We start from the raw sequence: 14,124 nt of genomic DNA, 5'->3' as shown, positions 1-14,124 counted from the left end.
AGTGAGCGGCAATCCAACAGGAGAAGCAATGGTCACCCGGGGTCATCCGGTCGCGCTTGCCGTTGCCTGCCCGCTCCCGTACAGAGGAACAGACGCCGAAGCGAAGGGGTGCGACGTGCCTGAACTGCCCGAGGTTGAAACCGTGATGCGCGGCCTGCAGCCCTTCATGGAGGGCAAGCGGCTGGCGCGTGTGGAGCAGCGGCGGCCGGATCTGCGCTGGCCGTTTCCTGAGGGTTTCGTTGCCCGGCTCGAGGGCCGGCGGGTCGCAAGCATGACGCGGCGGGCAAAATACATGCTTGTCCATATGGAAGACGGCACGGTGCTGATCTGGCATCTCGGCATGTCCGGCCGGGTGACCATCGACGAGACCCGCCCTGCTGAGCTGGACCGGCACGACCATGTCGTCTTCACCATCGAGGACGGTACCGTGATCCGGTTCAACGATCAGCGCCGGTTCGGCTCCATGGATCTCGCGGCGGAGGCCGCGCTTCCGATGCACAGGCATTTTGCCGGGATGGGGCCGGAGCCGCTTTCCAATGCCTTTAACGGCCCGGCGCTGGCCGCTGCCCTGAAAGGCAAGCAGACGCCGATCAAGGCGGCCCTGCTGGATCAGAAGGTGGTCGCGGGGCTTGGCAATATCTATGTCTCCGAGGCGCTGTTCCGCTCCGGTATCTCGCCGCTGCGCAAGGCCGCCAACGTGCAGGGCGCGCGGGCCGAGCGGCTGGCGGGGGATATCCGGGCAGTGCTGCAGGCGGCGATCCTGGCCGGGGGCTCGACGCTGCGGGATCATGCCCGGCCGGACGGGGAGCTCGGCTATTTCCAGCATGAATTCGCCGTCTATGACCGCGAGGGCACGGCATGCCCGTCGCAGCCCGGCCACGGGCCGATCCGCCGCATCGTCCAGTCCGGCCGGTCCACTTTCTATTGTCCACGCTGCCAGCGGTGAGGTAGAAGCTGCCATTATGTCTATCCGGCAAAACTACAAGCGCGGGTCCGTACTCCGGGCGCTTCGGCCCCTTGTCAGAGTGTTTGTCTTCGTCCTGTTGCTGGCATCTGCCCGGGCGGGACTGGCGGCGGACGGTTTTGTCGATGGCTTTGTCGATCTGCCCCTGATGCCGGGCCTTGAGCAAATTCCCGACGCCTCGCTGGCATTCGATACGGCGAGCGGCCGGATTGTCGTGGCATTCGCCCGGGGAGCTCTGTCCGTCGCCGGAATTCAGTCTTTCTATGCGGAAACCCTCGGCCAGCTTGGCTGGACCAGAGCGGACGAGAATACCTACCAGCGCGAGGGGGAGAGCCTGACGCTGGATTTCACGCCGGACGGCGAGGATACGCTGGTCCGGTATTCCTTATTGCCGAGATGACCGGCAGGCCTGACCTGCTGGCGCACAACGGATGAATGGGAGCGATCCGATGGCATATGAAAATATTCTGGTTGAGAAGAAGGGGGCTGTCGGCCTCATTACCCTGAACCGGCCGAAGGCGCTGAACGCCCTGTCCAGTCCGCTTATGGCGGAGCTGAGCAAGGCGCTCGCCGATTTCGAGGCGGATGACGAGGTCGGCTGCATGGTGCTGACCGGCAGCGAGAAGGCTTTCGCCGCCGGCGCCGACATCAAGGAGATGCAGAGCAAGAGCTTCACCGACGTGTTCAGCCAGGATTTCATCACAAGCGGCTGGGAAGACCTGACCGATTGCCGCAAGCCGGTGATCGCCGCGGTTTCCGGCTATGCGCTCGGTGGTGGCTGTGAGGTCGCCATGATGTGCGATTTCATCCTGGCCGCCGATACCGCGAAGTTCGGCCAGCCGGAAATCACCATCGGCACGATCCCGGGGGCCGGGGGTACGCAGCGCCTGACCCGTTTCGTCGGCAAGTCCAAGGCCATGGAAATGTGCCTGACCGGGCGGATGATGGATGCCGAGGAAGCCGAGCGGGCGGGACTTGTGAGCCGCGTCGTTCCGGCTGCCGATCTGCTGGACGAAGCCCTCAAGGTGGCGGGCAAGATTGCCTCTCTCTCCCGTCCGTCGGTGTTTATGGCGAAAGAGGCAGTCAACCGGTCTTACGAGACCACACTGGCTGAAGGTATAAACTTCGAACGGCGGCTGTTTCATGCCACCTTCGCGACCGAGGACCAGAAAGAAGGCATGTCGGCATTTGCGGAAAAGCGGCAGCCTAGTTTCAAGAACCGCTGATTCTCAAATCAGTCGGATTTACGCGGTTGACGCGACGGGAGACTCTCGTCTATAAGCCGCCCTCTTGAATTTCCGCGCATCGAGCTGGGATTAGAAGCAAATGGCGCAACATCAGTCTGCCAAAAAACGTATTCGCCGTAATGATCGGCGCCGGGTCATGAACCACGCCCGGATCAGCCGTATTCGTACCTTCGTGAAGAAGGTCGAGTTGGCGATCGACAGTGGGGACAAGGAAGTCGCTCAGGCTGCGTTCAAAGCTGCGCAGCCGGAAATGCAGCGTGGCGTGACGAAAGGTGTCCTTCACCGGAACACCGTGTCGCGCAAGCTGTCGCGCCTGTCTGCCCGTATCAAGGCGATTTCTGCCTAACATACGGACGGCCCTGACGAATACTTCAAGCGGAAGCCGCGGCCCTGGGTCGCGGCTTTTGCTGTTTTGACTGTTGGCGGAGCGGCGGCGTGCGTCCGGGCATTGCGACGGTTTGATTACATTTTTGTTGATTAATTGTGATGAAAAGGCCGCCAAATTAGCGCGTCCGGCACAGTGACATCCTCATCTTTTTCCAAAAATTAACGTAAAAACAACGCCTTATGAGCATTTTTCCGACAGGTGGAATGGGAAGGCGATGTCATCTTTGAAGGACGGAATTCAAGGCGTTGATTCAAAGTGGAGAATGATTCTGTCAAGGAAAAGATCAGGGCTTCGGTCGAAAAAAAAACGTCATTTTGGATAGAGTCCCTGTTGCGCACCGAAAAGCACTTGGGTAGTTTGGGCGCCTACTGCCGCGCCGGGGTGAAAACAAAATGAACAAGATCATTCAAAAATTTCGGCTCGGTATTCGGTTAACGTTGCAGTTTGACCGGGCGTTCGGAATGAGCGCCAAGTAAAACTGTTAACGTTTCAAAGATTTATTTAGCGCAGCCCGAAGAATGCAAGAAATCGCGGGGCGATTTTCTCTAGGGAAAGTGCGTCTGGAGCATGGATTTTCCGGCTGGCTGGTCGTTTAAACGGATGGGGCGCGTAGATGACCAGGGGTGAGTTGGAGAAGGGGGCGGGAAGAGAATTGAATGTGTGGGGTGAAGTCGGGCCGCAACGACAGGCCGCCGGAGGCCAGAACATGACCGCCGACATATCGAACGATCACGAATTATGTTGGGCGCGTGTGCGGGGCAGGCTCCGGACCGAACTGGGCGATGCGGTGTTCCGGAACTGGCTGAAGCCACTGACCTTCGAGGGGATCGACGAGGGAACGGCCATGATGCGGGCACCGAGCCCCTTCGTTCGTGACCGCGTCCGGTCGCAATATTCAGATCGCCTGCGGGCGATCTGGTCGGTCGAACATCCCGATGTGAAATCCATTGCCATCTTTGCGGTGAGCGGTGGCCGGTCCGAGAGCAGCCGGGACGAAGCGGAAAGCACCGCTCAGGAATCTGGCCGGGGGGCCGGCATGGCTGAACCGGCGCCGCGCCCGGCAGCGCTGAGAGCGCCGGCGGTTCACAATTATTCCGGCTCGGATGATCGTCCTGATTTCGAGGCGCCGCTTGATCCGCGTTTCACTTTCGACAATTTCGTTGTCGGCAAGCCGAACGAGCTGGCCTTCGCCGCCGCGCGGCGGGTCGCCGAGAGCGAGACGGTGCCGTTCAATCCCCTGTTTCTGTATGGCGGGGTCGGCCTCGGCAAGACCCACCTGATGCATGCCATTGCCTGGCATCTCCGGCAGCGGCACCCGAACCGGCGGGTGATCTATCTCTCTGCCGAGAAATTCATGTACCAGTTCATCCGGGCGCTGCGCTTCCGCGACACGGTCGCGTTCAAGGAACAGTTCCGTTCGGTCGACCTGCTGATGATCGACGATGTGCAGTTCATCAGCGGCAAGGATTCCACCCAGGAAGAATTCTTCCATACCTTCAACGCGCTGGTGGACCAGAATCGCCAGGTGGTGATCTCCGCCGACAAGTCGCCGACCGATCTCGAAGGCATGGAAGAGCGGCTGCGCTCGCGGCTCGGCTGGGGCCTGGTCGCCGACATCCATCCGACGAACTACGAGCTGCGGCTCGGCATCATGCAGTCGAAGGCCGAGCGCCTCGGCGTCGAGATGCCGGAGAAGGTGCTCGAGTTCCTGTCCCACAAGATCTCTTCCAACGTCCGCGAGCTGGAAGGGGCGCTGAACAGGATTGTCGCCCACTCGACGCTGGTCGGCCGGGAAATTTCGCTGGAGATGACCCAGGAGGTTCTGGCCGATCTGCTGCGGGCGAATGATCGCCGGGTGACGGTCGAGGAAATCCAGCGCCAGGTCGCCAACCATTTCCAGATCCGGTTATCCGAGATGCATTCCGCCCGGCGCTCCCGGGCCATTGCCCGTCCGCGGCAGGTGGCGATGTATCTGTCCAAGCAGCTGACCTCGCAGTCACTGCCGGATATCGGCCGGAAATTCGGTGGCCGGGATCACACGACGGTGCTGCACGCGGTACGGAAAGTCGAGGAATTGCGCGGGCTCGACAAGCAGTTCAACGACGATGTCGATCTGCTCCGGCGCATGCTGGAATCGTGATCTTTCCGGCACTGTTGGCCGACCGTTCATAATGGGTCAGCAGCACGAACTTTTTTACCCTTGAAACTACCGCAAGCGCCCTGCACTTGTGCTATAGTTTCATGCGCTTGTCTCATGCGGAGGCGCTCGCTCGCCGCTGGGTCGGCGATTGGGGGATCAACTTTCCAGCCGATAAGTAGAAGAATATGAAAATCGTTATTGATCGCGCGGCTTTGCTTAAGCCTCTCGGACACGTCCAAAGTGTTGTGGAACGCCGGAATACGATCCCGATCCTGTCCAATGTGCTGTTGAAAGCGCAGGACGGGCGGCTCGGTATGAGCACGACAGACATGGACATGGATATTGTCGAATCCGTGGCCTGCGACGTGCCGGAAGCCGGGATCGTGACGGTGCCGGCCCATACGCTCTACGATATCGTCCGCAAGCTGCCCGACGGATCGGATGTCGAGCTTGCCGCCACCGGCGATGTCAGCCGCGTGACGATCCGCGCCGGCCGCTCCAATTTCTCTCTTCCCGCTTTGATGCCGGAGGAATTCCCGGCCCTTAGCGGCGATGCGCTGCCACACAGTTTCGTCATCAGCGCGGCGGATTTCTGCATGCTGATCGACCGGAGCCGGTTCGCGATCTCCACCGAGGAGACCCGCTATTACCTGAACGGTATTTTCCTGCATGCGGCGGAAGCCGACGGCGTCAAGGTGCTGCGCGCGGTGGCGACCGACGGTCACCGTCTCGCCCGGGTGCAGATGCCGCTGCCCGAAGGCGCGGGGGACATGCCCGGCGTGATCGTGCCGCGCAAGGCGGTGAACGAGATCCGCAAGCTGATCGACGGTATCGAGGGTGAGGTCACGATCTCCCTTTCCGACACCAAGCTCCGGGTTTCCTTCGAGGATACGGTGGTCACCACCAAGCTGATCGACGGCACCTTCCCGGACTACGAGCGGGTGATCCCGAGCGGCAATGACAAGATGCTCCATGTCGACCGCCAGCGCTTCTCCGAAGCGGTGGACCGCGTGGCGACGATCTCGACCGAGAAATCCCGGTCGGTGAAGCTCGCCGTCACAAGCGGCCAGCTGACCCTCTCGGCCAGCAGCCCGGACAACGGCACGGCGCAGGAAGAGGTTGAGGTCGATTACACCGCGAGCGATATCGAGATCGGTTTCAATTCGAAGTATCTGCTGGATATTACCGGGCAGATCGAGGGCGAGCGGGCAGTGTTCCAGCTTGCGGATCAGGCATCGCCGACGATCATCCTCGATCAGGATGACGAAAGTGCCCTTTACGTGTTGATGCCGATGCGCGTCTGAGGACGTGCCGGCCCCCGGATGACCGGGGTCCGGCGGTGAGACCAGCACGAATGGAAATGTTGAACGCATTGCGAAACACGGACATGTCTCGATCGACAGCCGCACCGGTGCTGACCAGCGCCGGACAGGTCTCGCCGCGCGTCAACCGCCTGTCCGTCGCCGGGTTTCGCAATTATGCCGCGGCCCGGATGGATGTCTCCGCCTCGGCGATCGTGCTGACCGGCCCGAATGGCGCCGGCAAGACCAATCTGCTTGAGGCGGTTTCGTTTCTGACCCCCGGGCGGGGGCTGCGCCGGGCCAGGATTTCGGAAGTCGGCCGGGCGGATGCCGATGGAAACAATGCGGCCTGGGCGGTTTCCGCCGAGGTCGGCGGCATGGCGGGACTAGTGCAGATCGGCACCGGCCGCGATCCGGGGCCGGAGGGTACCGGCCGTGACGGCGGTGAGAAGCGCCTGGTGCGGATCGACGGCGCTCCGGCGAAAAGCCAGACCGTGCTGGCCGAGCATCTGGCCGTTTCCTGGCTGACGCCGCAGATGGACCGTCTCTTCATCGAAGGCTCCTCGAACCGGCGCCGTTTCCTGGACCGGCTGGTCTATGCCTTCGATCCGGACCATGCGACGCGGGTGAACGCCTATACCCACGCGCTGCGCGAGCGGGCGCGGCTGCTGCGGAATGGCACGCGGGACCGGGCCTGGTTCGCGGCGCTTGAAGAATCCATCGCCGAAAAGGCGGTTGCCATCGCCGCAGCCCGATCCGGGCTGGTGGCGCGGCTGAACGCGGTGACGACAGCCGGCTCCGATCCCTTCCCGGGGGCCGAACTCAGTCTTGACGGCTATGTCGAGACGGAAATTGCCTCGCGGCCGGCGCTTGCGGTGGAAGACGAGCTGAAAGCGCGGCTGGAAAAGGCCAGGCGCCTGGATGGCAGCGAACCCGCGGCCGTTCCCGGCCCGCACCGCAGCGATCTCGAGGTGCGGCACCTGACCAAGGGCATGATGGCGCCACACTGCTCGACGGGCGAGCAGAAAGCGCTGCTGATTGCCATCGTGCTCGGCCATGCAAGGCTGGGCGCGCAAGAAACCGGCGCGGTTCCCGTGCTGCTGTTGGACGAGGTGGCTGCCCATCTCGACAGCGGCCGGCGGGCCGCGCTTTACGATATTCTCCTCGCGCTCGGCGGGCAGGTCTGGATGACCGGCACCGACCGGGCGCTATTCGCGTCCCTTGAGGGCGCCGGTCAGTTCTTTGCCGTTGAAGACGGCGACGTGCGGGCCGATTGATCACCTAAGGACTGGGAGCCGACATGGCACAAGATGATCTTCCGGAAGAGAACGGCGCGACGGCCGAGGATGCCGCATACGGCGCCGAGTCGATCAAAGTCCTGCGCGGCCTCGATGCGGTCCGGAAACGGCCGGGCATGTATATCGGTGACACCGATGACGGCTCGGGCCTTCACCATATGGTCTACGAGGTGGTCGACAACGCCATCGACGAGGCGCTGGCCGGGCATTGCGATCTGGTGACGGTCACCCTGAACGCGGACGGATCGGCGACGATCACCGACAACGGGCGTGGTATCCCGGTGGATATCCATTCCGAGGAAGGGGTTTCCGCCGCCGAGGTCATCATGACCCAGCTCCATGCCGGCGGTAAGTTCGACCAGAATTCCTACAAGGTCTCCGGTGGTCTGCACGGGGTCGGCGTTTCGGTCGTGAACGCCCTGTCCGAAAGTCTCGAGCTGCGGATCTGGCGGAACGACACGGAATATGTGGTCCGCTTCCGCCACGGCGAAGTCGAGGCGCCGCTGGCCGTGGTCGGTCCGGCGAACGGCAAGAAGGGCACGGAGATCACGTTCCTGCCCTCGACAGAGACCTTCACCAAGACGGTGTTCGACTTTAAGACCCTGGAACACCGGCTGCGTGAACTGGCCTTCCTGAATTCCGGCGTGCACGTGCTGCTGAGCGACAAGCGCGAGGCCGAGGAAGTTGCCGTCGACCTGTTCTACGAAGGTGGCCTGAAGGCCTTTGTCGATTACCTCGACCGTAACCACAGCCCCCTGCACGAGTCGATCGTGGTTTCCGGCGAGCGCGACGGGATCACCGTCGAGGTGGCCATGCAGTGGACCGACAGCTATCACGAGAACACGCTCTGCTTTACCAACAACATTCCGCAGCGTGACGGCGGTACGCACCTTGCCGGTTTCCGCGGTGCCATGACCCGGACGATCAATGCCTATGCGCAGGAAAGCGGGATCGCGAAGAAGGAAAAGACCCAGCTCAGCGGCGACGATGCCCGCGAGGGTCTGACCTGCGTGCTGTCCGTGAAGGTTCCGGACCCGAAATTCTCCTCCCAGACCAAGGACAAGCTGGTCTCCTCCGAGGTCCGGCCGGTGGTCGAGTCGATCCTTGGCGAGCGGCTGCAGCAATGGTTCGAGGAACATCCGGCGGACGGCCGGAAGATTGTTTCCAAGGCGTATGAAGCGGCCGCCGCCCGCGAGGCTGCCCGCAAGGCGCGCGAGCTGACCCGGCGCAAGGGCGCGCTCGATATCGCCAATCTGCCGGGCAAGCTGGCAGACTGCCAGGAACGCGATCCGTCGCTCTGCGAAGTCTTCCTGGTCGAGGGTGACAGCGCCGGCGGTTCCGCCAAACAGGCGCGGGACCGGAAGACCCAGGCCATCCTGCCGTTGCGTGGCAAGATCCTGAACGTGGAACGGGCCCGCTTCGACAAGATGCTGTCCAGCCAGGAGATCGGCACCATCATCGCCGCGCTCGGCACCAGCATCGGCTCGGAAGAGTTCAATATCGAGAAGCTGCGCTACCACAAGATCATCATCATGACTGACGCCGACGTGGACGGCAGTCACATCCGGACCCTGCTGCTCACCTTCTTCTTCCGGCAGATGCCGGAACTGGTGGAACGCGGCCATCTCTATATCGCTCAGCCGCCGCTTTACCGGGCCAAGAAGGGCAGTTCCGAAACCTATCTGAAGGACGACCGGGAGCTGGAAGCCTACCTGATCAACAACGGCATTGACGGGGTGACCCTGAAGCTTGCCGACGGCACCCAGATGTTGGGCCCGGACCTGGAGCGGATGGCCGAACAGGCGCGGGATGCCAAGACCCTGATCGAGCCGCTGGTGCGCCGCATCGGCTCCGCCTTCGTGGTGGAGCAATGCGCGATTTCCGGCGCATTGAGCCCGGAATTGCTTGCCGATCCCGAGCGCGCCGCGGCAACGGCCACCAGCATCGCCGAACGCCTGGACGCGTTGTCAGAGGATATCGAGCGTGGCTGGACCGGTCATTTCGACACGGACAATGTCGAACTGGTGTTCGAGCGCACCCTGCGCGGCGTGACCGAGCGGTACCGGATCGACCAGATTCAGGTCCGGTCGCCGGAATCCCGCCGCCTGACCGGCATGGCCGAAGAGCTGAGCGGGACGTTCGGCAAGGGTGCAAGCCTGCTGATGAAGGACGCTGAACGGCCGATCCACGGTCCGATCGCCCTGATCGAAGCGATCCAGGAAAGCGGCCGCAAGGGTCTGACCGTGAACCGGTATAAAGGTCTTGGCGAAATGAACCCGGATCAGCTCTGGGAGACCACCCTCGACGTCAATCAGCGCACCCTGCTGCAGGTCCGGGTCAATCATCTGGACGAGGCGCAGGAAATCTTCTCGACGCTGATGGGCGACGTGGTCGAGCCGCGCCGGTTGTTCATTCAGGAAAATGCCCTGAAGGTCGCCAACCTGGATATCTAGCCAACCTGACAAGGCTGCATACCGGCAGCTCCAGTTGCGTGCTCATTTATTTGTAATTGCACGCGATTCTGGCCGCCGGTAGACTCCTCCCGGGGAACACTTACAGGTGCTTTGGGGGAGTGTGGCATGATTCGCCGCAGTGTGGCCGTTTGTCTGATTTTGAGCATTACGGCCTGCGCCGGTCGCGAGGCGGTCCCGGTGGCGACCTCCAACGCGCAGGACCAGACCATGAGCTGTCTGGAGATTGATCGCGAGATCGGCCGGAACAACTCGTCGATGCGGGCTCTGGCGGGCGAGAACCACGGCAGGACGGGGCGGAACATTCTGGCTGGCGCCGTCGGCCTCGTGCTGTTCTGGCCGGCTCTTTTCGCCCTGGACCTGAGGGATGGGGCGGGCAAGGAAATGGTCGCCCTGGATTCCAGGAACGATATGCTCGAGATGCTTGCGCGGCAGAACAGCTGCACTGTCCAGGCTGCTCTGAGATCGGAAACCGCAAAGACGGAATATGCGGCGAATCTCGACGAGGACGGCAATCCGATCAGGACGCTCGCCCCCTTTCAGGAGGCACAATCGCCCGGCACGCCGCTCGCCATGACGCCGGGATCGCATCCCGTGCCGGCCTCGGCGAAACCGGCAGCCGACGCCCAGGGCGGTGACGGCTTGAAATGGCTGATGGATTCTTTCCTGAACGGCGATATCGACCAGACGGAATATGAACAGCGCCGGGTTGCCCTCGGGCTCTGAGGGGCGGGCGCCGCTCAGAACTGGTTGAGCGGCAGTTTCAGATAGCGCACGCCATTGTCTTCGGGTTCCGGCAATTGTCCGGCCCTGACATTCACTTGGATGGCCGGCAGGATCAGTTTCGGCATGTCGAGAGTCTTGTCCCGGGCCTCGCGCATGGCGACGAAACTTTCCTCGTCGGCACCGTCCTTGAAATGGATGCTCCGGGCCTTTTCCGCGGCGACACTGGTCTCGAAGGCAAGCTCCCGCCCGCCTGGCTGGTAATCATGCCCGACGAAGATCCGGTATTCGTCCGGCTGGGACAGGATGCGCTGGACCGAGCGATACAGGGTACGGGCGTCGCCGCCCGGAAAGTCGCAGCGGGCGCTGCCGAAATCCGGCATGAAGATGGTGTCCCCGACGAACAGCGCGTCGCCGAACCGATAGGTCAGACAGGCCGGCGTATGGCCGGGTGTATGCATCACCGCGCAGTCCAGATTGCCGATCTTGAAGCTCTCGCCATCCTGCCAGAGATGCTGGAATTCGTTCGGTTCCTCGCTCAGGTTCTGCAGATTGAAGACCGGCTTGAAGACGTCCCGGACATCCTTGATGTGCGAACCGATGGCGATGCCCACTCCGAGTTCGCGCCGCATATAGGGCGCGCCGGATAGATGATCCGCATGGGCATGGGTTTCCAGCAGCCAGGCGACATGCAGATCCTTCTCCCGGACATAGGCCAGCACCTTGTCCGCGCTTTCGGTAAAGGTCCGGCCCGAGGCGGAGTCGAAATCGAGCACTGAATCGATGATCACGGCCTGCTGCGTATCCGGACAGCTGGCGACATAGGTGATGGTCGATGTGCGTGTGTCGAAAAACCCTTCGACCAGAGGCTTTGTCAGAGCGTTCACGGCATTTCTCCCGGAAAAGGCTTGTTTCCGCTTCGGTGATTTAATATATAAGCAATTACTTATATATGTAAACCGGATCCCTGAGGATTTGTGAATGGCGGGACTTCCCCTCGAGATCATGGAGCAGAAGGCCTCCGAGGTTGCAGATTTTCTGACGGCAGCCGCCAACAGGAACCGGTTGATGGTGCTCTGCCATCTGGCCGATGCGGGTGAGCTGAGTGTGAATGATCTCGCCGGTCGCCTCAATTTGTCGCAACCCGCCCTGTCGCAGCATCTGGCCCGGATGGCAGAGGAGAATCTGATCGAGGTCCGGGCAGACGGCCGCCGTCGGTATTACGCCCTGACGCCGGGGCCGGTCAGCGACCTGCTGGCCGTCCTGCAGAAACATTTCTGTCCGCCCGAAGCGGTGGACACAGCGGCCGAATAGAGTCCGGCCGAACGAAAGGAAGATCCATGCAGACCAACCATCCGCAGCTCCCCGGCATTGACGCCCAGAGCGCCGCCCCGCAGATCGAAGGCGGGACCCTTGTCCTGATCGATATCCGCGAGCCCGACGAACGGGCACGGGAATGGATCCCAGGATCGGTCGCCATTCCGCTTTCGGCATGGAAATCCGCGGATCTCGCTCCCTACCTCGACAAAGGCGTCGTGCTCCACTGCCGTTCCGGTAACCGGACCATGATCAATGCGCCGCTTTTTGTTGAAGCCGGGTTTGCCTCCGCCGCTTTTCTTGAAGGCGGCATCGAGGGCTGGAAGGATGCGGGCCTGCCAGTCACACGGAACAAGAAGGCGCCGCTGGAAATCATGCGGCAGGTGCAGATCATCGCCGGATCCCTCGCCTGTGCCGGGGGGCTCGCGGGCTATCTGGCCGATCCGGTCTATGCCCTGATCCCGGCCTTTGTCGGTGCCGGCCTGCTGATGGCGGGCGTGACCGGCTGGTGCGGTATGGCGCGCCTGCTGGGCCACATGCCCTGGAACAAACAGGCCTCTGCCTGACGCCTATCCGTGCAGGGCGATGGCCCGGGCTTCGGCTTCCGTCGCCCGTGTATGATCGCCGAGACCGCGATGGGCCCGGGCGGCGAAGCGCCAGTTCAGCGGGCTCGTCGGTTTCAGGGCCGTTCGCTCGGAGGCCAGGGCCAGCGCGAGATCGTTCCGCCCGCCTCTGAGGGCGGCTTCCAGCAGGGTCATGCCGATAATGTCCCGCTGGGCGTGACTGCCGCCGAGATACCGGGTCCGGTAGCGGATCGGCAGCAGGGTATCGACGGCCTCTCCGTACTTTTCCTCGGCAAAGGCCTTCAGGGCCTTGCAGAAGGGCTGGCCAACCGTCCGGGTCATGGCCGCATTGGCGTCGCTGGCGGCGGTGGTGTAGCGCTCATGCGCGTTCAGAACCCGCTCCGCCACGTCCCAGCGGCCATCGGCGACAAAGGTCATCATCGCGTGCACGTCATTGAAGGCATAGAGCGTGTCCGTCGCGCTCGGCTCCCACTTGTCCGCCAGCGTCTTCCAGCGGTCGCCGACATCGACGCCAAGCAGCTCAAGGCGCCAGAGCAGCGCGGCGGCGTCCAGCTCCTCGTACTTGTCGCCGCTGGGATCGGTGCTGCGCAGACGGCGATCATAGATATCGAGCACCTGATCGTTCTGGGCCAGGTCGAGATGGTAGAGCGAGAGATGCCACCAGAGATGACTGGCGAAATTGCCATAGGCCCAGTCCTGCTGGCGTGACTGCATCCAGTTGATGCCGCCGGACTGGCGCCCCTGGCTTTCCATCACATGGCCGACCGCGTGAATGGCATAGGCATCCTTGGGGTTCATCGCCACGGCGCGGCGGCCGCATTCCTCGGCAATGTCGAAATCCCGGTTCTCCTCCAGCCCGAAAGCATAGAGGCCGAGGACATAGCCGTATCCGGGCACGCTCTCGTCCCAGGCATGGAGAATGCGGGCCACCCGGTCCCGCTGGTTGTCCGTATCGCCGAGCAGCACGTCGGAGAGATGGGCGAGCTGCAGGGCCAGCAAATCGCGCGGGAACTGCACCAGCAGGGCGTCCCAGAGATCGACGGCGCCGTGGAAATCGCCATCGGCCCAGGCCCGGATCGCCCCGATGTGCCGCCGTTCCCTTTCATTCGCCCGCGGCGCCAGGGCTTCGGCAGTTTTCAGTGTGCTTACCAGGTCCGGATAGATCCGGGTTTCCATTGCCTGGGTCAGCAGTGCCGCCTTGAAGATCTGTCCCATGACAAAATCCGGCTCGGCATCGAGTATCTCGGTGATCTCGCCGAGCGGGTCGCCGGAATAGGTGAGGAACATCTCGTGGGCGTTCTCCAGTGCCGCGACGAGGGCGTTGTCGGCATTCGAGACGGCGAGGTCCCTGCAGTCCGTGATGGTCATGGCGGATCTCCGGCCGGTGATGGTGGTATTGTCAGTCCATAGCTACGCGTCTGGATGATCACGGGCAATGCGAGAGCGCGTGATCGGGTCGAGAGAGTCTGGAAATAAACCTTTATGCCATTTTTTCCGAGTATATTTATAAAGTTAACGCAATAAATTAGAATCATATTGAAGAAAAATATTTAACATATTGATATAGGATCATTTTTTCGTTTCGGTGTAAAATTTTATGCGATTTTCACACTTAATCCAATGCATTAAGTAAGATAAAAATATTTGCTTATATCAATTACTTATGAGTTAATTCTAACATTCGACATTGG

General features: G+C 61.9%; 13 protein-coding genes. 11 read left to right on the top strand and 2 right to left on the bottom strand.

Annotation, left to right across the window (positions count from 1 at the left end; all coding sequences use genetic code 11):
• The first annotated feature begins 115 nt into the window (after positions 1 to 115).
• The 9 genes from mutM to RH950_RS16250 all read left to right on the top strand — a co-directional run bounded on the left by mutM (position 116) and on the right by RH950_RS16250 (position 10,535).
• Positions 116 to 946: a bifunctional DNA-formamidopyrimidine glycosylase/DNA-(apurinic or apyrimidinic site) lyase gene (gene mutM / locus RH950_RS16290; protein WP_350059162.1), complete on the top strand. Its 831-nt coding sequence runs from the start codon at positions 116 to 118 to the stop codon at positions 944 to 946.
• Between the two features lie 16 nt (positions 947 to 962).
• On the top strand, positions 963 to 1,364 hold the full coding sequence (locus RH950_RS16285) for a hypothetical protein (protein WP_350058650.1): 402 nt from the start codon (positions 963 to 965) through the stop codon (positions 1,362 to 1,364).
• 49 nt (positions 1,365 to 1,413) lie between these two features.
• Entirely contained in the window at positions 1,414 to 2,190 is a 777-nt protein-coding gene (locus tag RH950_RS16280; protein ID WP_323797961.1) for an enoyl-CoA hydratase, read from the top strand.
• Between the two features lie 100 nt (positions 2,191 to 2,290).
• Positions 2,291 to 2,557: a 30S ribosomal protein S20 gene (gene rpsT / locus RH950_RS16275; protein ID WP_323797962.1), complete on the top strand. Its 267-nt coding sequence runs from the start codon at positions 2,291 to 2,293 to the stop codon at positions 2,555 to 2,557.
• 748 nt (positions 2,558 to 3,305) lie between these two features.
• On the top strand, positions 3,306 to 4,739 hold the full coding sequence (gene dnaA / locus RH950_RS16270) for a chromosomal replication initiator protein DnaA (RefSeq protein ID WP_350058648.1): 1,434 nt from the start codon (positions 3,306 to 3,308) through the stop codon (positions 4,737 to 4,739).
• 185 nt (positions 4,740 to 4,924) lie between these two features.
• Positions 4,925 to 6,043, top strand: coding sequence for a DNA polymerase III subunit beta (gene dnaN, locus RH950_RS16265; protein WP_350058646.1), 1,119 nt, complete (start codon positions 4,925 to 4,927; stop codon positions 6,041 to 6,043).
• 83 nt (positions 6,044 to 6,126) lie between these two features.
• Entirely contained in the window at positions 6,127 to 7,317 is a 1,191-nt protein-coding gene (recF, locus tag RH950_RS16260; protein ID WP_350058644.1) for a DNA replication/repair protein RecF, read from the top strand.
• Between the two features lie 23 nt (positions 7,318 to 7,340).
• Complete coding sequence (gyrB, locus tag RH950_RS16255) at positions 7,341 to 9,791, top strand: DNA topoisomerase (ATP-hydrolyzing) subunit B (RefSeq protein ID WP_350058642.1); 2,451 nt, start codon at positions 7,341 to 7,343, stop codon at positions 9,789 to 9,791.
• Positions 9,792 to 9,917: 126 nt separating this feature from the next.
• A complete protein-coding gene (locus tag RH950_RS16250) occupies positions 9,918 to 10,535 on the top strand; it encodes a hypothetical protein (protein WP_350058640.1) in 618 nt (205 codons plus the stop codon).
• Between the two features lie 14 nt (positions 10,536 to 10,549).
• Here the strand turns inward: RH950_RS16250 and RH950_RS16245 are convergent, their stop codons facing one another.
• Positions 10,550 to 11,419 (bottom strand): MBL fold metallo-hydrolase, encoded by an 870-nt coding sequence (locus RH950_RS16245; protein WP_350058638.1) that lies wholly within the window; start codon positions 11,417 to 11,419, stop codon positions 10,550 to 10,552.
• 94 nt (positions 11,420 to 11,513) lie between these two features.
• Here RH950_RS16245 and RH950_RS16240 point away from each other — a divergent pair, with 94 nt between their 5' ends.
• On the top strand, positions 11,514 to 11,846 hold the full coding sequence (locus tag RH950_RS16240; protein ID WP_350058636.1) for an ArsR/SmtB family transcription factor: 333 nt from the start codon (positions 11,514 to 11,516) through the stop codon (positions 11,844 to 11,846).
• Between the two features lie 26 nt (positions 11,847 to 11,872).
• Entirely contained in the window at positions 11,873 to 12,415 is a 543-nt protein-coding gene (locus tag RH950_RS16235; protein ID WP_350058634.1) for a rhodanese-like domain-containing protein, read from the top strand.
• Positions 12,416 to 12,418: 3 nt separating this feature from the next.
• On the opposite strand, the gene RH950_RS16230 is transcribed toward RH950_RS16235, so the two are convergent.
• Positions 12,419 to 13,801, bottom strand: coding sequence for a tetratricopeptide repeat protein (locus tag RH950_RS16230; protein ID WP_350058632.1), 1,383 nt, complete (start codon positions 13,799 to 13,801; stop codon positions 12,419 to 12,421).
• Positions 13,802 to 14,124 lie beyond the last annotated feature (323 nt).

The organism is Nisaea sp., assembly GCF_040217065.1.
In the GTDB taxonomy this organism is placed as follows: domain Bacteria; phylum Pseudomonadota; class Alphaproteobacteria; order Thalassobaculales; family Thalassobaculaceae; genus Nisaea.
The sequence above is the reverse complement of the archived record's forward strand: the minus strand, read 5'-3'. Positions and strand labels throughout refer to the sequence as shown.

What these genes read in the sequence shown, in the direction of transcription:
- RH950_RS16285 (WP_350058650.1), top strand. Translation starts at nt 963, where the DNA reads ATGTCTATCCGGCAAAACTACAAGCGCGGGTCCGTACTCCGGGCGCTT.
- RH950_RS16280 (WP_323797961.1), top strand. Translation starts at nt 1,414, where the DNA reads ATGGCATATGAAAATATTCTGGTTGAGAAGAAGGGGGCTGTCGGCCTC.
- rpsT (WP_323797962.1), top strand. Translation starts at nt 2,291, where the DNA reads ATGGCGCAACATCAGTCTGCCAAAAAACGTATTCGCCGTAATGATCGG.
- dnaA (WP_350058648.1), top strand. Translation starts at nt 3,306, where the DNA reads ATGACCGCCGACATATCGAACGATCACGAATTATGTTGGGCGCGTGTG.
- dnaN (WP_350058646.1), top strand. Translation starts at nt 4,925, where the DNA reads ATGAAAATCGTTATTGATCGCGCGGCTTTGCTTAAGCCTCTCGGACAC.
- recF (WP_350058644.1), top strand. Translation starts at nt 6,127, where the DNA reads ATGTCTCGATCGACAGCCGCACCGGTGCTGACCAGCGCCGGACAGGTC.
- gyrB (WP_350058642.1), top strand. Translation starts at nt 7,341, where the DNA reads ATGGCACAAGATGATCTTCCGGAAGAGAACGGCGCGACGGCCGAGGAT.
- RH950_RS16250 (WP_350058640.1), top strand. Translation starts at nt 9,918, where the DNA reads ATGATTCGCCGCAGTGTGGCCGTTTGTCTGATTTTGAGCATTACGGCC.
- RH950_RS16240 (WP_350058636.1), top strand. Translation starts at nt 11,514, where the DNA reads ATGGCGGGACTTCCCCTCGAGATCATGGAGCAGAAGGCCTCCGAGGTT.
- RH950_RS16235 (WP_350058634.1), top strand. Translation starts at nt 11,873, where the DNA reads ATGCAGACCAACCATCCGCAGCTCCCCGGCATTGACGCCCAGAGCGCC.
- RH950_RS16230 (WP_350058632.1), bottom strand. Translation starts at nt 13,801, where the DNA reads ATGACCATCACGGACTGCAGGGACCTCGCCGTCTCGAATGCCGACAAC.